Annotated in this window: 21 protein-coding genes; 18 read left to right on the top strand and 3 right to left on the bottom strand. The window is 70.1% G+C overall.

Going from position 1 to position 17,813, the window contains the following annotated elements:
- Nucleotides 1-2: 2 nt before the first annotated feature.
- The 18 genes from rpmE to HGB44_RS12225 all read left to right on the top strand — a co-directional run bounded on the left by rpmE (nucleotide 3) and on the right by HGB44_RS12225 (nucleotide 14,156).
- Nucleotides 3-212, top strand: coding sequence for a 50S ribosomal protein L31 (gene rpmE, locus HGB44_RS12310; protein WP_061078094.1), 210 nt, complete (start codon nucleotides 3-5; stop codon nucleotides 210-212).
- 111 nt (nucleotides 213-323) lie between these two features.
- Entirely contained in the window at nucleotides 324-1,394 is a 1,071-nt protein-coding gene (gene prfA / locus HGB44_RS12305) for a peptide chain release factor 1 (protein WP_061078093.1), read from the top strand.
- Nucleotides 1,391-2,254: a peptide chain release factor N(5)-glutamine methyltransferase gene (prmC, locus tag HGB44_RS12300; RefSeq protein WP_061078092.1), complete on the top strand. Its 864-nt coding sequence runs from the start codon at nucleotides 1,391-1,393 to the stop codon at nucleotides 2,252-2,254. The genes prfA and prmC overlap by 4 nt, the downstream gene beginning before the upstream one ends.
- 206 nt (nucleotides 2,255-2,460) lie before the next feature.
- Complete coding sequence (locus HGB44_RS12295) at nucleotides 2,461-3,255, top strand: L-threonylcarbamoyladenylate synthase (protein WP_061078091.1); 795 nt, start codon at nucleotides 2,461-2,463, stop codon at nucleotides 3,253-3,255.
- 13 nt (nucleotides 3,256-3,268) lie between these two features.
- On the top strand, nucleotides 3,269-4,432 hold the full coding sequence (locus HGB44_RS12290; RefSeq protein ID WP_017567495.1) for an MraY family glycosyltransferase: 1,164 nt from the start codon (nucleotides 3,269-3,271) through the stop codon (nucleotides 4,430-4,432).
- A 224-nt stretch (nucleotides 4,433-4,656) separates the two neighbouring features.
- A complete protein-coding gene (locus HGB44_RS12285) occupies nucleotides 4,657-5,082 on the top strand; it encodes a hypothetical protein (RefSeq protein WP_061078090.1) in 426 nt (141 codons plus the stop codon).
- A 105-nt stretch (nucleotides 5,083-5,187) separates the two neighbouring features.
- Nucleotides 5,188-5,418, top strand: a complete 231-nt coding sequence (locus tag HGB44_RS12280) for an AtpZ/AtpI family protein (protein WP_061078089.1) — start codon at nucleotides 5,188-5,190, stop codon at nucleotides 5,416-5,418.
- 105 nt (nucleotides 5,419-5,523) lie between these two features.
- Nucleotides 5,524-6,354, top strand: a complete 831-nt coding sequence (atpB, locus tag HGB44_RS12275) for a F0F1 ATP synthase subunit A (protein WP_061078088.1) — start codon at nucleotides 5,524-5,526, stop codon at nucleotides 6,352-6,354.
- Nucleotides 6,355-6,477: 123 nt separating this feature from the next.
- Nucleotides 6,478-6,708, top strand: a complete 231-nt coding sequence (gene atpE, locus HGB44_RS12270) for an ATP synthase F0 subunit C (RefSeq protein WP_013151386.1) — start codon at nucleotides 6,478-6,480, stop codon at nucleotides 6,706-6,708.
- Between the two features lie 52 nt (nucleotides 6,709-6,760).
- Nucleotides 6,761-7,306 carry a F0F1 ATP synthase subunit B gene (gene atpF / locus HGB44_RS12265; protein ID WP_061078087.1) on the top strand — a complete coding sequence of 182 codons (546 nt, stop codon included), beginning with the start codon at nucleotides 6,761-6,763 and terminating at the stop codon, nucleotides 7,304-7,306.
- Nucleotides 7,306-8,130 carry a F0F1 ATP synthase subunit delta gene (locus tag HGB44_RS12260; protein WP_061078086.1) on the top strand — a complete coding sequence of 275 codons (825 nt, stop codon included), beginning with the start codon at nucleotides 7,306-7,308 and terminating at the stop codon, nucleotides 8,128-8,130. The genes atpF and HGB44_RS12260 overlap by 1 nt, the downstream gene beginning before the upstream one ends.
- 65 nt (nucleotides 8,131-8,195) lie before the next feature.
- A complete protein-coding gene (gene atpA, locus HGB44_RS12255) occupies nucleotides 8,196-9,836 on the top strand; it encodes a F0F1 ATP synthase subunit alpha (RefSeq protein ID WP_061078085.1) in 1,641 nt (546 codons plus the stop codon).
- Nucleotides 9,837-9,839: 3 nt separating this feature from the next.
- Nucleotides 9,840-10,760: a F0F1 ATP synthase subunit gamma gene (locus HGB44_RS12250; RefSeq protein WP_061078084.1), complete on the top strand. Its 921-nt coding sequence runs from the start codon at nucleotides 9,840-9,842 to the stop codon at nucleotides 10,758-10,760.
- Between the two features lie 5 nt (nucleotides 10,761-10,765).
- Entirely contained in the window at nucleotides 10,766-12,208 is a 1,443-nt protein-coding gene (gene atpD / locus HGB44_RS12245; RefSeq protein ID WP_013151391.1) for a F0F1 ATP synthase subunit beta, read from the top strand.
- Between the two features lie 79 nt (nucleotides 12,209-12,287).
- Entirely contained in the window at nucleotides 12,288-12,677 is a 390-nt protein-coding gene (locus HGB44_RS12240) for a F0F1 ATP synthase subunit epsilon (RefSeq protein WP_061078083.1), read from the top strand.
- A gap of 30 nt (nucleotides 12,678-12,707) precedes the next feature.
- The gene (locus HGB44_RS12235; protein ID WP_210751543.1) at nucleotides 12,708-13,190 is read left to right on the top strand and encodes a DUF2550 domain-containing protein; all 483 of its coding nucleotides are present in this window, start codon (nucleotides 12,708-12,710) and stop codon (nucleotides 13,188-13,190) included.
- 46 nt (nucleotides 13,191-13,236) lie between these two features.
- Nucleotides 13,237-13,548, top strand: coding sequence for an MTH1187 family thiamine-binding protein (locus tag HGB44_RS12230; RefSeq protein ID WP_061078081.1), 312 nt, complete (start codon nucleotides 13,237-13,239; stop codon nucleotides 13,546-13,548).
- A gap of 92 nt (nucleotides 13,549-13,640) precedes the next feature.
- Complete coding sequence (locus HGB44_RS12225) at nucleotides 13,641-14,156, top strand: hypothetical protein (protein WP_061078080.1); 516 nt, start codon at nucleotides 13,641-13,643, stop codon at nucleotides 14,154-14,156.
- Between the two features lie 267 nt (nucleotides 14,157-14,423).
- Here HGB44_RS12225 and HGB44_RS12220 read toward each other — a convergent pair whose 3' ends face one another.
- The 3 genes from HGB44_RS12220 to HGB44_RS12210 all read right to left on the bottom strand — a co-directional run bounded on the left by HGB44_RS12220 (nucleotide 14,424) and on the right by HGB44_RS12210 (nucleotide 17,627).
- Nucleotides 14,424-14,873: a hypothetical protein gene (locus HGB44_RS12220; protein ID WP_061078077.1), complete on the bottom strand. Its 450-nt coding sequence runs from the start codon at nucleotides 14,871-14,873 to the stop codon at nucleotides 14,424-14,426.
- 247 nt (nucleotides 14,874-15,120) lie between these two features.
- Nucleotides 15,121-15,717, bottom strand: coding sequence for a cob(I)yrinic acid a,c-diamide adenosyltransferase (locus HGB44_RS12215; RefSeq protein ID WP_061078076.1), 597 nt, complete (start codon nucleotides 15,715-15,717; stop codon nucleotides 15,121-15,123).
- Nucleotides 15,718-16,022: 305 nt separating this feature from the next.
- A complete protein-coding gene (locus HGB44_RS12210; protein ID WP_061078075.1) occupies nucleotides 16,023-17,627 on the bottom strand; it encodes a M20/M25/M40 family metallo-hydrolase in 1,605 nt (534 codons plus the stop codon).
- Nucleotides 17,628-17,813 lie beyond the last annotated feature (186 nt).

The raw sequence follows: 17,813 nt of genomic DNA, 5'->3' as shown, positions 1-17,813 counted from the left end.
ACATGAAGGCCGACATCCACCCCGAGTACGTCGCTACCGAGGTGACCTGCACCTGCGGTGCCCACTTCATCACCCGCAGCACCGTCAACGAGGGCAAGATCCGCGCCGAGGTGTGCTCCGAGTGCCACCCGTTCTACACGGGCAAGCAGAAGATCCTGGACACCGGTGGCCGCGTCGCCCGCTTCGAGAAGCGCTTCGGCAAGCGCAAGTAGCGCCGCCCGCTGTCCCGCGGCGGCCGGTTCCCCGGCCCCGCGGGACCAGGTTGGCCCCTGAGGGGGAGACGGACAGGCGAGGCAAGCACAACACGACGGGGACGGGCGAACGTGAAGCTGGACGACCTACTGGGGGAGTACTACGAGCTGGAACAGCAGCTCGCCGACCCCGAGGTGCACGCCGACCAGGCCAGGGCGCGCACGCTGGGCAAACGCTACGCACAGCTCACCCCCATCATCGAGACCTACCGCGCGCTCAAGGAGGTCGAGAGCGACATCGACGCCGCGCGCGAGCTCGCCGCCGAGGACTCCTCCTTCGCCGAGGAGGCCGACCGCCTGACCGAGGACGCCGAGCGGCTCACCGAGCGCCTGCGCGTCCTGCTCGTCCCCCGCGACCCCGCCGACGACAAGAACCTCATCATGGAGGTCAAGGCGGGCGAGGGCGGTGAGGAGTCCGCCCTCTTCGCCGGTGACCTGGTGCGCATGTACCTGCGCTACGCCGAGCGCCAGGGCTGGAAGACCGAGGTCATCGACTCCACCCACTCCGACCTCGGCGGGTACAAGGACATCACGATCGCCTTCAAGAACAAGGGCACCCCCGAGCCGGGGGCGGGCGTGTGGCCGATGCTCAAGTTCGAGGGCGGCGTGCACCGCGTGCAGCGCGTCCCCGTGACCGAGTCCCAGGGCCGCATCCACACCTCCGCGGCCGGTGTGCTGGTCGTCCCCGAGGCCGAGGACATCGAGGTCGAGATCCACGAGAAGGACCTTCGCGTGGACGTCTACCGCTCCTCCGGACCCGGCGGCCAGAGCGTCAACACCACCGACTCCGCGGTGCGCATCACCCACCTGCCGACCGGCATCGTCGCCTCGTGCCAGAACGAGAAGAGCCAGCTCCAGAACAAGGAGCAGGCCATGCGCATCCTGCGCGCCCGCATCTACGCCGAGGCCCAGGCCAGCGCGGACGCCGAGGCCGCCGCCGAGCGCAAGAGCCAGGTCCGCACGGTGGACAGGTCCGAGCGCGTCCGCACCTACAACTTCCCCGAGAACCGCATCTCCGACCACCGGGTCGGCTACAAGGCCTACAACCTCGACCAGGTCCTCGACGGGGAACTCGGCGGGGTCGTCAAGGCCCTCGTGGACGCGGACACCAAGGAAAGGCTCGAAGCGGCTCAGGCCTCATGAACGTCCTGCTCGACGAGGTCGCCCGCGCGACGCGCAGACTCGCGGAGGCGGGCGTGGCCTCACCCCGCACCGACGCCGAGGAACTCGCGGCGTTCGTGCACGGTGTCCGTCGGGGGGAACTGCACACGGTCGCCGACTCCGACTTCGACGCCCGCTACTGGGAGTGCGTGTCCCGGCGCGAGGCCCGCGAACCCCTCCAGCACATCACCGGCCGCGCCTACTTCCGCTACCTCGAACTCCGCGTCGGGCCCGGGGTCTTCGTGCCCCGCCCCGAGACCGAGATCATGGTGGACTGGGCGATCCAGACCCTGCGCGCCATGGACGTCGCCGACCCCCTGGTGGTCGACCTCGGCACCGGCTCGGGCGCCATCGCCATCTCCATCGCGCAGGAGGTGCCGCGCTCGCGCGTGCACACGGTGGAGATCGACCCCGACGCACTGGCCTGGGCCCGGCGCAATATCGACGCCAGCGGCCACGCCGACCGGGTCACCTCCCACCACGGCGACATGCGCACCGCCCTTCCCCAGCTCAACGGGCGCGTCGACCTGCTCATCAGCAACCCCCCCTACGTCCCCACCCGTGAGGCCGGGGCCATCTCGCCCGAGGTGCGCGACTACGACCCCGCCCCCGCGCTGTGGTCGGGCGAGGACGGCCTGGACATGATCCGCGCGCTGGAGGCCGTCGGCCGCAGGCTGCTGCGGCCCGGCGGCGCGATGGCCGTGGAGCACCACGACGGCCAGGGCATCGACATCCCCTGGCTCTTTCCCGAGGACAGGGGCTGGCGCGACGTCCTCAACCGCAAGGACCTGGCCCGGCGCGACCGCTTCGTGGTCATGCGCCGCGCCGACGAGGACGGCTGATCGCGTTGTCTGGTTCGCTTCGCTCACGCGCTCGGGCGCCCGAAGGGCGGGAACCTTCGGCGTCTCCCGTGCCTGGCTCCTTCGTCGCTGGCGGCACGTCCGACGCCTCCAGAACCCCGCCGGCGCCCGAGCGTCGCTGGTGCCCCCCCGTATCCCGGTCCGACCGTGAACCCGGTGGACTCCGTTCGAGAATGAGGTGAACGCAGGTGAGCCGCATCTACGACTGCGCGGACGAGACCGCCCGCAAGGACGGCATCGCCGACGCCGCGTCCGCGGTACGCCGAGGCGACCTTGTGGTGCTGCCCACGGATACCGTGTACGGCATCGGTACCGACGCCTTCAGCCCGACGGCGGTGGCCAGGCTGCTCGCCACCAAGGGCCGGGGCCGTGAGATGCCCCCGCCGGTGCTGGTCGGCTCGATGCGCGCCGCCAACGCCCTCGTCGACGACCTGGGCAACCACGGCCGCGACCTCATGGAGGAGTTCTGGCCCGGCCCGCTCACCCTCGTGTGCACCGCCACCCCCAGCCTGTCCTGGGACCTGGGCGACACCAAGGGCACCGTGGGCGTGCGCATGCCGATGGACCCGGTCGCCCTGGACCTGCTCAAGGAGGTCGGGCCGATGGCGGTGAGCAGCGCCAACAAGTCCGGCCAGCCCTCCGCGACCCGAGTGGAGGAGGCCATCGGGCAGCTCGGTGACGAGGACGTCGCCGTCTACCTGGACGGCGGCGAGACCGAGTCCCGCGTCTCCTCCACCATCGTCGACCTGACCTACGCGGTCCCGCGCGTGCTGCGCGCGGGCGCCATCTCCATCGAACAGCTGCGCGCGGTGTGCGGCACCGTGATCGGCGAGCTGCGCAAGGGGCCCCGCAAGCCCGCGGCGCCGGAGGGCGGCGAGGCCGGGGACGGGGACGCGCGGGAGGCCCCGTCCCCGGAGCCGGAAACCTCGCGGGACGCGGACGAGAGCGCTCCCGGGACCGCCCCCGACGGCGACAAGAACTAGAGGGGCCAAGGACGTGCGGGAGTACGCGCTCACCTTCGTCATCGCCGCCGCGGTGACCTACCTGCTCGTTCCGCTGGTGCGCCGGTTCGCCATCGCCTTCGGCGCCACGCCGCCGGTGCGCGACCGCGACGTGCACACCGAGCCCATCCCGCGACTGGGAGGGCTGGCCATCTACGGCGGGTTCGCCGCCGCACTGCTGATCTCCGCCCAGCTGCCGCACCTCCAGGACGTCTTCCTCGCCGACACCTGGATGGGCCTGCTCCTCGCGGGCGGGCTCATCACCATCGTCGGCGTCATCGACGACCGCTGGGGCATGGACGCGCTCAGCAAGCTCGCCGGGCAGACCGCCGCCGCGGGCATCCTCGTCTGGCAGGGCGTACAGCTGCTGTGGCTGCCGCTGCCCGGCACCCAGCTCTCCCTGGGGCCGTGGCTGGGCGCGATGATCTCGATCCTGCTGATCGTGGTGACCATCAACGCGGTCAACTTCGCCGACGGCCTCGACGGTCTCGCGGCGGGCATCGTCGCCATCTCCTCCATGGCCTTCTTCGCCTACTACTACGTCGTCGCGGTGGAGCAGGGCTTCGTGCGCCAGTCCTATCCGGCGATGATCGCGATCATCCTCGCGGGCACGTGCGCGGGGTTCCTCTGCCACAACTTCCACCCGGCCAAGGTGTTCATGGGCGACACCGGGGCCATGCTGCTGGGCCTGCTGCTGACCTCGATCACCATCACGGTGACCGGGCAGTTCGACGCCAACACCGCGCGCGAGGGGTTCAACTCCGGTCTGGTGGTGTTCCTGCCGATCGCGCTGCCGCTGCTGGTGATCGCCCTCCCGCTGGCCGACCTGGTGCTGGCCGTCGTGCGCAGGACGCTGGCGGGCAAGTCCCCGTTCGCACCGGACCGGGGCCACCTGCACCACCGCCTGCTGGACATGGGCCACAGCCACGTGCGCGCGGTGCTGCTGATGTACCTGTGGGCGGGGATCGTGGCCTTCGCGGCGGTCGCCCTGTCGGTGTTCGACTCCTGGGTCATCGTGCTGGCGGTGACCGCGCTGGTGGCCACGTGTGCGGTTGGCCTCATCGCGCTGCCCCGCCTGCGGCGGCGCGGACTGCTGTTCCCGCGGCGCAAGGAAAGCGTCAAGACGGCCCCAGATCACGATTCGCCAACTGATGGCTGAGCGGGCTCTCGCGGGGCGTACCCGGGGGCTGGCCGAAGGTGCTTCTGACCTGCGGATACGGTGGTGCAGCAGGTGTGGCGAAGGTGACACGGGCGCTGGAAACCGCCTGGATCGGGCACTTTGTGGACCGTTAAGGTCGCGTTAAGGAACCCCCGGATTCAGCACCAAAAACCTTGTGATAGCTTTCACGAGCAGGCAACCACGACCCCAGACGGAGCTTCGCCATGCAGGAAAACGACGCCTGGAGGGCCTTCCGCGGCGCCGCGCTTCCCGGTGTGGCGTGCGCTCTTCTGGCCTTGGCAGTATCAGCGCTCCTCGCCGGTACGGCGGGCCTGGCCGGTTCCGCGCTGGCCTCGGTGATCATCCTCGCCTGCTTCGGTTTGGGGCAGGCGGGAGTCATCATCGTCACCCGCCGCAACAAGGACCTCTTCCTCGCGGCGAACCTCGTGGGCTTCGTCCTCAAGATGGCGGTGCTCGGCGTCGTCCTGGTCACCCTGGGCCGCAGCTCCTTCGTGGCCGGCCTGGACAGCGCGGCCTTCGTCTACAGTGCGCTGGCCGTCGTCCTGGCCTGGCTGGGCGGTCAGACGTGGACGATCGCCAGGACGAAGACACTCCACGTCGACCCGGTCGAGAGCTCGGGGACCGGGTGATGGAGTCCCCCGGCCGAGCCCCTCGAAACGGGCGTAATACGATGCTTTCCGACGGCTGGGGCCGAGAGTCCCCGTCCGAGCTCACATGCTATATTCCGGAGCGAGATGAGCAGCGAACCCACCAGGAAGACACACGCGCACGAGGATTCGGTGCCGCGTCAGTCCGACGGGTGGGCCCTCTTCTCCACTCTGCTCTCGGGTGTGCTCGTCTGGAGCGCGATCGGCTGGGCCGCGGACAAGCTGTTGGGCTTCCAGGCACTGTTCCTGCCCATCGGAGCGGTTCTGGGAATGGTGGGCGCGATCTACCTGATCGTCTCCAAGTCCCGCCACTCCTGACCCCTCCAACCAGTCCGGCGTCGCGGTTCGCGCGACAACGCTCCGCAACAACCATCAACGAGGCTTTCTTGCGTCACGACGAAAGGATTCGCCGTGAGTGCTGACGTGCGCATTCTCGCGGCCGAACCGAATTGCCACTTGTTCGGTGACAACGGGTGCGGGTTCACACCGCCCACGATCGGGATGTTCTTCCCCGAACCGTGGTACACCAACATCCCCGGCAGCGCGGGTATCGACCTCTACCTGGTCCTGCTGCTCGTCGCGGTCGGTGCCGTCCTGCTTCTGTGGTCGTGGTTCAGCCGCAAGCTGAGCCTCGTCCCCGGGCGCAGGCAGAGCGTCGGAGAGATGCTGGTCCTCTTCGTGCGCGACCAGATCACCCGTCCCACGATGGGCGTCAAGGGCGACCGGTTCCTGCCGTTCATGACGGCGGTGTTCACGCTCATCCTGGCGATGAACTTCACCGGTCTGATCCCCGGTATGTTGCCGGTCAACAGCAACCTGGCCTTCACGGCCATGCTGGCGCTGGTCATCTACGTCATGACCATCGTGATCGGAATCCGTAACCAGGGCGGCTGGGGCTACTTCCGAAACCAGATCTTCCCCCCCGGGATGCCCAAGGTGATCTACATCCTGGTCACCCCCATCGAAATCCTCTCGGTGTTCCTCATCCGGCCGGTGACGCACGCCCTCCGTCTCTTCGCGACCATGTTCGCGGGCAGCCTGCTGCTCGCCGTGTTCGCCTACGGCGGCTGGTACATGCTGAACCTGACGGCCGGACCGGTCCTGAGTACGGTTTCGGTGCTCTTCTCCGGTGCCGCTCTGCTCGGCTACCTGGCCTTCTTCCTCTTCGAGATCCTGATCATGGCCGTCCAGGCGTTCATCTTCACGCTGCTGGCCAGCCTGTACATCAACCAGTCCCTCGAAGCGGCCCACTGAACCCCGCACACCCCTCGGTCCCCCCGGGCCGGGAAGGGGTGTGGGAAGCCACAGATCCGTCCACACCGGCGAACTGACCCATTGCGAAGCGCAACGCCGGACGTCGAGTAAAAGGAAACATCAATGGACATCGCTGCGATCACCGGCAACATCAACACCATCGGTTACGGCATCAGCGTCATCGGCGCCGGTATTGGTGTCGGTATCGTCTTCGGTCTGGGCATGCAGGCCATCGCCCGCCAGCCCGAGGCGCGCGGTCCGCTCCAGACCAACATCTACCTGGGCTTCGCCCTGATCGAGGCCCTGGCCATCCTGGGCTTCGTTCTCGCCTTCGCCGCCCCCACCGGTTCCTGACCACGGTTTGCCGGCGGAATCTGATGGCAACTGACGCGAAGGAGGGCTGACCATGTTGGTGGAGTTGGCAGCCGATTACAACATTCTGCGGATCGACTGGGTGAAGTTCACCTTCGGTGCGATCGCGCTCGCCGTGGTCTACTTCTTTGTCGCCCGCAAGGCGGTGCCGAAGGTCATGGCGGTCCTCGACGAGCGTCACGACGCCATCGAGGGCGGCATCGAGCGCGCCAAGAGGGCCGAGGCCGAGGCCGAGGAGATCCGCCAGCAGTACCGCGAGAAGCTCGAAGAGTCGCACCGCGAGTACGCCCAAGAGCTGGAGAAGGCCAAGGAGCAGCGGGCGGCGATCATCGCCGAGGCGCGCGAGGAGGCCCAGGTCGAGGCGCGTCGCATCGTCGAGGCGGCCCACGCCCAGATCGAGGCCGACCGCCAGCAGGCCCTGGTGCAGCTGCGCAACGAGGTCGGTGCGCTCTCCACCGAGCTGGCGAGCCGCATCGTCGGTGAGACCCTCAGCGACGGCGCCGCCCAGAACCGCGTCATCGACCGGTTCCTGGACGAGCTGGAGCAGAGCGACAGCACGCAGCAGGCAGAGGTGCGCTGATGCGTGGTATCAGCCGCACGTCGCTGGCCGAGGTGACCCGGCGCCTGGACGAGAACGTCCTGGCGTCGGCGGGCACCCCGCAGAGCGGCGTCTCCCTGGGCAGCGAGCTCTTCGAGGTCGTCGCCCTGCTGGGGAGCGAGCACTCGCTGCGCCGCTGGCTCGCCGACCAGGCGAACCCGGCCGAGGCCAAGACCGGTCTGATCGGGCAGCTCCTGGAGACCCGGGTGTCGCCGTCCGCGGTCCTCGTGGCCGGTGACGTGGTCTCGGCCAAGTGGTCGGGTCCCCGTGACCTGGTGGACGCGATGGAGCGGATGGCGGTCTACGCGACAGTCGCCCACCTCCAGAGCGCCTCGGGGCTCGACGAGCTGGAGGACGAGCTGTTCCGCTTCCAGCGGATCGTCATCGCCCAGCCCGAGCTGCGCGACGCCCTCACCCGCGAGGGGGTCGCCCCCGAGAAGCGCCTCTCCCTCGTGGAGGGCCTGCTCTCGGGCAGGGTGAACCCCGCGACGCTGGTCCTGGTGGGAGAAGCGGTCACCCGGCCCAGGGGTCGTACCCTGGAGCAGGCGCTGGACAACTTCGGACAGCTCGTCGCCGAGCGCGCCAAGCGCTACGTCGCCGTCGTCCGCAGCGCCGTCGCCCTGAGCGAACAACAGCAGTCCCGGCTCGGAGCCGCGCTCTCGCGCGCCTACGGCCGCGACATCCACCTCAACATCGAGGTCGCCCCCGAGATCGTGGGTGGCCTGTCCATCCAGGTGGGTGACGAGGTCATCGACGGGACCATCGCCGGGCGTATCGCCGAGGCCCAACGCCGCCTGGCCGGCTGACAGAACGCAAGGCAAGCACGCACGGCGCCAGCCCGGCGCCATTTGAGAGCAAGGACAACGTAGAGATGGCGGAGCTGACGATCCGGCCGGACGAGATCCGGGACGCGCTACAGCGCTTCGTCCAGTCGTACGAGCCTGAAGCCACCCGCGCGGAAGAGGTCGGTACCGTCACCTACTCCGGTGACGGCATCGCCCGCGTCGGTGGCCTTCCCTCGGCGATGGCGAACGAGCTGCTCCAGTTCGAGGACGGCACCCTGGGCCTGGCCCAGAACCTCGAGATCGGTGAGATCGGTGTCGTCGTGCTGGGTGACTTCACCAGCATCGAGGAGGGCCAGAAGGTGCGCCGCACCGGCCAGCTCCTCTCGGTGCCGGTGGGTGACAACTTCCTCGGCCGCGTGGTGGACCCCCTGGGCGCCCCCATCGACGGCAAGGGCGAGATCGAGTCGACCGAGCGCCGCGAGCTGGAGCTCCAGGCTGCTTCCGTGATGGAGCGCAAGCCCGTCCACGAGCCGCTCCAGACCGGTATCAAGGCGATCGACTCGATGACCCCGATCGGCCGCGGCCAGCGCCAGCTGGTCATCGGCGACCGGCAGACCGGCAAGACCGCGGTCTGCATCGACGCGATCATCAACCAGAAGGCCAACTGGGAGTCGGGCGACCCCGACAAGCAGGTGCGCTGCATCTACGTCGCGATCGGCCAGAAGGGCTCGACCATCGCCGGTGTGCGTGGCGCCCTCGAAGAGGCCGGCGCGATGGAGTACACCACCATCGTCGCCGCCCCGGCGTCCGAGGCGGCCGGCTTCAAGTACCTGGCCCCCTACACCGGCTCGGCCCTGGGCCAGCACTGGATGTACGAGGGCAAGCACGTCCTCGTCGTCTTCGACGACCTCACCAAGCAGGCCGAGGCCTACCGCGCGGTGTCGCTGCTGCTGCGCCGCCCGCCGGGCCGCGAGGCCTACCCCGGTGACGTCTTCTACCTGCACTCCAGGCTCCTGGAGCGCTGCGCCAAGCTCTCCGACGAGATGGGCAAGGGGTCGATGACCGCCCTGCCGATCATCGAGACCAAGGCGGGCGACGTCTCGGCGTACATCCCCACCAACGTCATCTCCATCACCGACGGCCAGGTCTTCCTGGAGTCGGACCTGTTCAACCAGGGGCAGCGCCCGGCGATCAACGTCGGTGTGTCGGTCTCCCGTGTCGGTGGCGCCGCGCAGACCAAGGCGATGAAGAAGGTCTCCGGCACCCTGCGTCTGGGCCTGGCCCAGTACCGCGAGCTGGAGGCGTTCTCCGCCTTCGGCTCGGACCTGGACGCCGTCTCCAAGCAGCAGCTGGAGCGCGGTGCCCGTCTGATGGAGCTCCTCAAGCAGGGCCAGTACTCGCCGTTCTCCATGGAGAAGCAGGTCGTCTCGATCTGGGCCGGCACCACCGGCCGCGTCGACGACGTCCCGGTCGAGGACGTGCGCCGCTTCGAGGAGGACTTCCTGGACTACCTGGACCGCGAGCACTCGGGCATCCTCGACAACATCCGCGAGAGCGGCAAGTTCGAGGACGAGACCCAGAAGTCCCTCGACTCCGCGCTGGAGAAGTTCAAGCAGGGCTTCCAGACCTCCGCCGGGACCCTCCTGGGCACCGAGGCCGAGGCCGAGGCGCTGGACCAGGAGAAGGTCGGCCAGGAGACCATCAAGGTCGCCAAGGGCGGGAAGTAACCCATGGGTGCACAGCTTCGCGTCTATCGCCGGAGGATCCGCTCGACGAAGTCGATGGCGAAGATCACCCGCGCGATGGAGCTCATCGCCACGACGCGCATCACCAAGGCGCAGCGTGCGGCGGAGGCTGCTGGGCCCTACGCGCGGGAGATCACCCGGGCGGTCTCGGCCCTGGCCAGCCGGGTGACCGATCACCCGCTGCTGACCGAGTCCGAGAACCCCACCCGCGCCGCCGTCCTGGTCATCACCAGCGACAAGGGCCTGGCGGGCGCCTTCTCGACCAACGTGCTCAAGGAGGCGGACTCCCTCACCCAGCTCCTGCGGGAGCAGGGCAAGGAGGTCCTCACCTACATGGTGGGCCGCAAGGGCGTGGGCTTCTACAAGTTCCGCGACCGCCCCCTGGAGGCGCAGTGGGAGGGCTTCACCGAACGCCCCACCTACGCGCACGCCCAGGAGATCGGCTCCGCCCTCATGGAGAAGTTCTCCGCCGACGCCGCCGAGGGCGGTGTCGACGAGATCCACGTGGTCTCCACGGAGTTCGTCTCGATGCTGACCCAGCGCGCCGGGACCGTCAGGGCCCTGCCGCTGGAGGTGGAGGAGGTCGACAGCTCCGAGCTCGAGGCCGCGCACGGAGGCGAGCCGCTTCCGCTGTACGAGTTCGAGCCCTCGGCGGAGGAGGTCCTGGACCAGCTGCTGCCGCAGTACGTCGTCAACAGGATCTACTTCTCGCTCCTGGAGTCGTCCGCCTCCCAGCAGGCCTCCCGTCGCGCCGCCATGAAGGCGGCCACGGACAACGCCGAGGAACTCGCCAAGAACCTGACCCGTCTGGCCAACCAGGCACGTCAGGCTGAGATCACCAATGAGCTCAGTGAGATTGTCGGCGGTGCCGACGCGCTCGCTGCTGCCAGCGCGGGAAGTGAGTAACAAAAGTGACTGCGACAGTTGAAGGGACGGCTGGGGCTGGCACCGCCACCGGCCGGATCTCCCGGGTCACCGGCCCGGTCGTCGACGTGGAGTTCCCCGTCGGCTCCCTGCCTGCCATCTACAACGCCCTGCACACCGACGTGACCATCGGCGGCAAGGCCAAGACCATCACGATGGAGGTCGCCCAGCACCTGGGTGACAACCTCGTGCGCACGGTCTCCCTGGCCCCGCAGGACGGCCTCGTCCGCGGCGCCGAGGTGCGCGACACCGGCGCGCCCATCAGCGTGCCCGTCGGCGACGTCGTCAAGGGCCACGTGTTCAACACCCTGGGCGAGTCCCTGGACGTGCCGACCGCGGAGCTGGGCGTCACCGAGCGGTGGCCGATCCACCGCAAGGCCCCGGCCTTCGACCAGCTTGAGTCCAAGACCGAGATGATGGTCACGGGCATCAAGGTCATCGACCTGCTCACCCCGTACGTGCGGGGCGGCAAGATCGGCCTGTTCGGCGGCGCCGGTGTGGGCAAGACCGTGCTCATCCAGGAGATGATCACGCGTATCGCCCGCAACTTCGGTGGTGTGTCCGTGTTCGCCGGTGTCGGCGAGCGCACCCGTGAGGGTACGGACCTCTTCCTGGAGATGGACGAGATGGAGGTCCTCCAGGACACCGCCCTCGTCTTCGGCCAGATGGACGAGCCCCCGGGCACCCGTCTGCGGGTGGCCCTGTCCGCTCTGACGATGGCGGAGTACTTCCGCGACGTCCAGAAGCAGGACGTGCTGCTGTTCATCGACAACATCTTCCGTTTCACCCAGGCGGGTTCGGAGGTCTCCACGCTGCTGGGCCGCATGCCCTCGGCCGTGGGCTACCAGCCCAACCTGGCGGACGAGATGGGCCAGCTCCAGGAGCGGATCACCTCGACCCGCGGCCACTCGATCACCTCGATGCAGGCGATCTACGTGCCCGCGGACGACTACACCGACCCGGCTCCGGCGACCACCTTCGCCCACCTGGACGCGACGACCGAGCTCTCCCGCCCGATCTCGCAGAAGGGCATCTACCCGGCGGTCGACCCGCTGACCTCCACCTCCCGCATCCTCGACCCGCAGTACGTGGGCGAGGAGCACTACCAGGTGGCCCAGCGCGTCAAGGAGATCCTCCAGCGCAACAACGACCTCCAGGACCAGATCGCCATCCTCGGTATGGACGAGCTGTCCGAGGAGGACAAGATCGTCGTCAACCGGGCGCGCCGGATCGAGCGCTTCCTGTCGCAGAACATGTTCGTGGCGGAGAAGTTCACCGGTACCCCGGGCGTGTTCGTGCCCCTGGAGGAGACCATCGCCTCCTTCAAGGGCCTGTGCGACGGTGAGTACGACCACCTGCCCGAGCAGGCGTTCCTCGACGTCGGCAACATCGACATGGCCGTCGAGAAGGCCAAGAAGCTGCAGGGTTAGTTCTCTGGCCGGGCCGGTCCCCGACATCGGTCGGGGACCGGCCCGGCCGAATCACCCGCTAGCCGAGGAGTTTGTGGCAGTGTCGAAGAAGCTTTTCGTCGAGATCGTCTCGCCCGAACGTGAGATTTGGGCGGGCGAGGGCGACATGGTCATCGCGAAGACCGTCGAGGGTGAGATGGGCGTCATGCCGGGGCACGTCCCGGTGCTGTCCCTGCTCGCCCACGACGCGGTCGTCCGCGTGCTGGGCGCGCGGGAGACCGGCGAGGTCCGGGCCGCCGCGCACGGCGGGTTCGTCTCGGTGTCGGGTGAGGGACGCGTCTCCATCCTCGCCGAGACCGCCGAGCTCGCCGAGGACATCGATGTGGACCGTGCGCGCACGGCGCTGAAGAACGCGGCCGAGGCCGGCGACACCGACGCCCTGGGCCGCGCCAACAGCCGCCTGCGGGCTGCGGGCGAGGAAGTCGCCTAGCGTACCGGGACGGCGGAACGAGTGGTGGGCATGCAACGGCTCCGGCCCGGAGCACCCTGGTGGGAGTCCGCGCTGTGGGTGTTGCTCGCCCTGCTCGTCGTCCTCCTGGTGCTGGCACTCGCCGTCACCCTGCGCCGCTGGGTCCTGGTACGGCGCGGCGGCGCGGTGGAGTGTTACCTGCGCGCGGTCGGGGTGCCTGGCCGCCGGGGGTCCTGGCGCATCGGCTTCGGCCGGTACGGCACGGAGAACCTGGGCTGGTTCCCGATCTTCTCACTCAGACCGCGGCCGACAGCCAAGCTGTCGCGCCGCGGTCTCGTCGTCGTGGGGCGGCGCGCCCCCGCCGAGGGCGAGGACCTGCCGGTGGACCTCACCGTGCTCCGGGTGGGATGGCTGCTCGCCGACGGCTCCGACCCCCGCGAGGCGGCGTACGAGATCGCCATGAGCGAGGGCACGCAGACCGGCTTCCTGTCGTGGCTGGAGTCGATGCCCCCGGGAACCCACTGGGAGAGCTGAGGCCCCGCGCGTGGGTGGTTCCCCCGTGCGCCCCTGTGTGCCTAGCATGGCTGGCATGAGTACGATCGTCGCTTTCTCCGTAGCCCCTCTCGGAACCGGTGAGTCCGTCGCCCCCGCCGTCGCCCGCGCGGTGAGGGTGGTCCGGGAGAGCGGACTGCCCAACGAGACCTCCGCCATGTTCACCAGCGTCGAGGGTGAGTGGGACGAGGTCATGGACGTCGTCAAGCGCGCCGTGCAGGCCGCGGGGGAGGGCTCCTCCCGGGTCAGCCTCACCCTCAAGGCCGATGTCCGCGAGGGCGTCACCGACGGCCTGCGCAGCAAGGTCGAGGCCGTCGAGCGCGAACTCGGCGGGGCCTGAACCCGGGCCCGGCGGAACCTCCACGGGGCGCGGCGGCGCCGTGCCCCGTGTCCCCTTCCCCTGGGTGGCCGGACACGGCAGGATGCGGTTCCATGCTCGCCTCGCGACTTCACCGGTTCCTGGGCCCCGCCCTCCTCGTCCCCCTGCTCGCCGCCTGCCAGCCCGCGGGCGGCCACGTCGGCGCCGTGGCCACGGGCCACTTCTCCGCCGCGCACCAGTTCCCCGTGCTGGTCGTGGCCTGGTGCGGTGACGCCGCCCCCCGCCAGATCGACCTGTCCGGCGGCGGACAGCGGATCCACCTGATCGCCACCCGTGACTTCGAGGGCGACCGGACCGAGGTGGACCTGGCCGCCCCCGGTGACGCCTGGCGGATCACCGACGGCGACGGACGGCAGGTCTACCGCCTGGTCCCGGAGTCGGAGCGGGAGGAGTACGTCGTCGGGATCGGCTCGCGGGAGGCCCCTCCGGGCGAGGAGACCGAGCACGACATCGGCACGGTCGCGTTCACGACCGGTGTGCTGGCCGAGGACCAGGGCGTGTACGCCACCGCCGGGGGGTCGGCCGAGGCGGAGTTCGTCCCGGAGGAGGAGTTCCCGCCCGGATGCTGAGGGCCCGGTCCTCCGAGGCCGGGAACCTCCCCGTCCCCGTGTCGCGGGGCGTACCGCCGTCCTCCCGGCCGTCGGCCCCGATCACGCCGGGGGCCGGGCGGGGTGTCTCCCTCCCCGCACCCGGTGTGCCGCCCGAGGTGCCGTCCGGGCCGCGCGTGGTGTGCCCACGGCCGGAGGGCCCCGCGCCGACCGGGCGGAGCCGAGGGCGGGGACGGGGGCGCGCCCGGCCCGTGGGAGGGTGACGGGCCGGGCGCGGTCAGGGGGCGGTCAGCCGACCTGCGGGTGGGCGTGTCCGGCCGGGGCCGCGACGCCGGAGAAGTACTCCTTGGCGGTCGCGGTGTTGGCCAGGACCGCCACCGTGACGGCGAAGAGCGCCGCGACGATCTCGGGGACCCCGCTGACAGGGGTCAACAGCAGCGCCAGGATCACGGCGGCGTAGACCGCGTTGACCGCGGTCACCGAGGTGCGGACGCCGTCGCGGTTCCGGTTGACCATGGCGGCCAGAACGGCCGACAGCGCGCCGTAGACCAGTCCGATGGCCGCGCCGGTCAGCACGGCCCAGGCGGGCACCTGCGCGCTCTCGGCGACCATCGGGACGGTGGCCATGGCGGTGGCGCCGGCGAGGGCCAGCAGGCTCATGACGATCTGGTAGGCCGCGATCAGGACCAGCAGGACGAAGACCGCCGTGACGGTCGCCGGTCTGGCTCTGGTGGTCATCTGGGTTCCTTCCTTCGTCCGTTCCTGTGTCAGGAACCCATAACCCCAGCCCCGCGGAGGACACGCGTCCCACCGGACGATTTCCGTCCGCGCAGGTCGCGAACGCCTATTGGGACGGGGTTCCGGGGCGGGGAGGCCCCGGGGCGGCCGGGGAACGCGAGGGGGTCCCGCGCGGACGGAGCGGGACCCCCTCGGGTGCGGACGGGCGGCCGGACGCGGCCCGGAGACCGCGACGGGCACCGGGGCGCTAGCGTTCGCCGCCGGGCTTCCACAGGACCTCGTCGCCCTCCCGGGCGACGTACCGGCCGAGGATGAACAGCAGGTCGGAGAGCCGGTTGAGGTACTGGGCGGTGAGCGGGTTGACGGTCTCGCCGTGCTCCTCGACGGCCGCCCACACACTGCGCTCGGCCCGCCGGACGACGATCCGGGCGGTGTGCATGAGTGCCACGGTGGGGGACCCCCCGGGCAGGATGAAGCTGCGCAGGGTGGGCAGGCCGGCGTTGTAGGTGTCGCAGGCCTCCTCCAGCCGGGTGACGTACTCGGGCAGGACCCGCAGCGGCGGGTACTCCGGGTCGGGCACGATCGGCGTGGACAGGTCGGCGCCCAGGTCGAACAGCTCGTTCTGGACCCGTCCGAGCAGGGCCCGGACGTCGTCGGGCAGGTCGCCCAGCGCCAGGGCGGTGCCGAGGGCGGCGTTGGCCTCCTCGGTGTCGGCGTAGCCCACCAGGCGCGTGTCGTTCTTGCCGGTCCGGCTCATGTCGCCGAGCGCGGTCGTCCCGGCGTCGCCGGTGCGCGTGTAGATCTTCGACAGCACGACCGGCTTGTCGGTGTCCCGTTTGGTCATGCCCCCACCCTAGGGTTCGGCGGTGCTCCGGCGGGTGCGGCGGTGGGGTCGGAACACCCCGTGTGACGGAGGATAACTGTTCAGTATCAGCGTGTGAAGGTGATGCAGCTCACTGATACATTGGGGAAGCAAGGGGCTACCGAAAGTAGTTTCCGGCGGTGTCCGTGTGCGGCGCCCGGGTGCCAGAGGGGGTCACCCGGGAGCCGCGGAGGGGGAGGCACCGCGGCGGGCGGCGTGGAACCGGGGGGTTCACGCCGCCCGCCCCGCTGCGTGGGGACAAGCCCCTCACACGGGCCGTGCGGGGACTACATCAGCCAGCCGTCGCCCAGGCGCGGGAAGCTGGGCGCGGCCGTCGTGCGCAGCACCCCGTTCACGGGCAGGGTGCTCTGGGCGAAGAACTCCACGCCGTGCGCACCGGCCGCGGACAGTTCGGCCACCGAGTCCCAGTTGATGTTCTCCATGGTGTCGTCGGCGGTGTGGTAGTACGGGTCGAACTGCTCGCCCGCAGTGCCGCCGTACCACTCGACCTGCTCCTCGCTCTTGACACCGTCGGCGCCGCTGAACAGGCCGCCCGAGGGGATGCCCGCGGTCATGAACGCCTGGTAGTCGCTGCGTCCGCTCAGCACGCCGGGCTCACTGACCTGGTCCTGGGCGGCGAAGTAGTCCTCGAAGACCTTCGAGATCGCGCCGGAGCCCGACGGGGCGGCCACGGACCCGGGCAGCTCCATCCGGCCGTCCAGGACGAACCGGCCGTAGTTGTGCGAGCCGATCATGTCGAAGTTGAGGTAGAGGGCGATGTCCTCGACCTCCTGCGCGGTCAGGTCCTCCACGTACCGGGTGGAACCGACCAGGCCCTCCTCCTCGGTGCCCCAGAAGGCGAACCGCACCTTGTTGTTGGGCTCCTCCTGCTCGGCCAGCTGGATGGCGGTCTCCAGCAGGAAGGCCGTGCCGCTGCCGTTGTCGTTGATGCCGGGGCCGTCCGCGACGCTGTCGAGGTGGCCGCCCACGACCACCACGTTGTCGTCCCGGCCGCCCGGGGTCTCGGCCAGCACGCTGTAGGAGGTCTCGTTGCTGACCTCGGCGTCCACGCTCACCCGCAGCTCCAGGCCCTCGGCGGCCAGCAGCTCGGCGCCCAGCGTCCCGGACACGCCCAGGGCGGGGATGGCGGAGTGCTCGCCCACGGTGCCCAGGAAGACCTCGTCCTCGTTGTTGACCACCAGGGCGGCCGCGGCCCCCGCGGCGGCGGCGTTGTCCACCTTGTCCGAGAACGGGCAGGTGCCGCGCACGGTGATCGCGATCGCGCCCTCGGGGAAGCCGGCGAAGTCGTCGGGGGAGCAGCCGCTCGCGGCGCTGTCGGCGTTGACGGCCACCGCCGGGGCGGTGACGTCGCCCGAGCCGGAGTAGCTCATGGTCGCGTAGTCGGTGTCGACCTCGTAGTCGGCCTGCTCCGGCGCGGTCTGGGCCAGGACGGCCGGGGAGTTCTCCCGCCACAGCTCGTAGTCGTACTCGTGCCGGTAGGGCTCGTACCCCGCGCGCTCCAGCTGGTCCTCGACGTAGAGGGCGGCGACGTCGTAGCCGGGGGTGCTCGTGGCCCGGTTGCCGCCGTTGTACTCGGCGATGGTGTCGAGGTTCTCCAGGTGTTCGCGGATGGCGTCCGCGCTCACCCGCTCCGACAGCGGCGGGTCCTCGCTCGGCCTGCCCGCGTGCGCGGGCGGCCCCGCGTGCTCGGGGGCGCGGGAGTGGTCCGGGGGCCCGGCGTGCCCGGGCGGTCCGGGCTCGGCGTGGGCGGGGGAGGACGCCAGGGCGGCGACGGTCATCAGGACGGCCGCGGCACCGGCCGTGGCGGCACGGCGCCGGGATGCGGGGACGGCCGCTCCGCGCGGCGGCCTGCCTTCGGAACTGGGGCGCAAGGATCTTCCTCCGGAGTGCGGGGGTCCACCGCTCCTTGGAGTCGGGGGATGGACACCTTGGGTAGGCGAAGTACCGGTGCAGCCTGACACCGCGGAGGTGGTCTCGGCAAGGACCGATGGCCACAATTGCCACAATCAGCCACAGACCTTACGCATGGGGTGGCAGTGTGGTTCCATGGACGGCTC

The sequence above is a fragment of the Nocardiopsis alborubida genome, from assembly GCF_012396365.1.
In the GTDB taxonomy this organism is placed as follows: domain Bacteria; phylum Actinomycetota; class Actinomycetes; order Streptosporangiales; family Streptosporangiaceae; genus Nocardiopsis; species Nocardiopsis alborubida.
The sequence above is the reverse complement of the archived record's forward strand: the minus strand, read 5'-3'. Positions and strand labels throughout refer to the sequence as shown.

Excerpts from the sequence above, each read along its gene's own strand:
- HGB44_RS12215 (WP_061078076.1), bottom strand. The coding sequence starts at position 15,717 with ATGACCAAACGGGACACCGACAAGCCGGTCGTGCTGTCGAAGATCTAC.
- prmC (WP_061078092.1), top strand. The coding sequence starts at position 1,391 with ATGAACGTCCTGCTCGACGAGGTCGCCCGCGCGACGCGCAGACTCGCG.
- HGB44_RS12230 (WP_061078081.1), top strand. The coding sequence starts at position 13,237 with ATGGCTGGCATGAGTACGATCGTCGCTTTCTCCGTAGCCCCTCTCGGA.
- HGB44_RS12280 (WP_061078089.1), top strand. The coding sequence starts at position 5,188 with ATGAGCAGCGAACCCACCAGGAAGACACACGCGCACGAGGATTCGGTG.
- HGB44_RS12250 (WP_061078084.1), top strand. The coding sequence starts at position 9,840 with ATGGGTGCACAGCTTCGCGTCTATCGCCGGAGGATCCGCTCGACGAAG.
- HGB44_RS12235 (WP_210751543.1), top strand. The coding sequence starts at position 12,708 with ATGCAACGGCTCCGGCCCGGAGCACCCTGGTGGGAGTCCGCGCTGTGG.
- HGB44_RS12260 (WP_061078086.1), top strand. The coding sequence starts at position 7,306 with ATGCGTGGTATCAGCCGCACGTCGCTGGCCGAGGTGACCCGGCGCCTG.
- rpmE (WP_061078094.1), top strand. The coding sequence starts at position 3 with ATGAAGGCCGACATCCACCCCGAGTACGTCGCTACCGAGGTGACCTGC.
- HGB44_RS12220 (WP_061078077.1), bottom strand. The coding sequence starts at position 14,873 with ATGACCACCAGAGCCAGACCGGCGACCGTCACGGCGGTCTTCGTCCTG.
- atpA (WP_061078085.1), top strand. The coding sequence starts at position 8,196 with ATGGCGGAGCTGACGATCCGGCCGGACGAGATCCGGGACGCGCTACAG.
- HGB44_RS12225 (WP_061078080.1), top strand. The coding sequence starts at position 13,641 with ATGCTCGCCTCGCGACTTCACCGGTTCCTGGGCCCCGCCCTCCTCGTC.
- HGB44_RS12285 (WP_061078090.1), top strand. The coding sequence starts at position 4,657 with ATGCAGGAAAACGACGCCTGGAGGGCCTTCCGCGGCGCCGCGCTTCCC.
- atpE (WP_013151386.1), top strand. The coding sequence starts at position 6,478 with ATGGACATCGCTGCGATCACCGGCAACATCAACACCATCGGTTACGGC.
- atpF (WP_061078087.1), top strand. The coding sequence starts at position 6,761 with ATGTTGGTGGAGTTGGCAGCCGATTACAACATTCTGCGGATCGACTGG.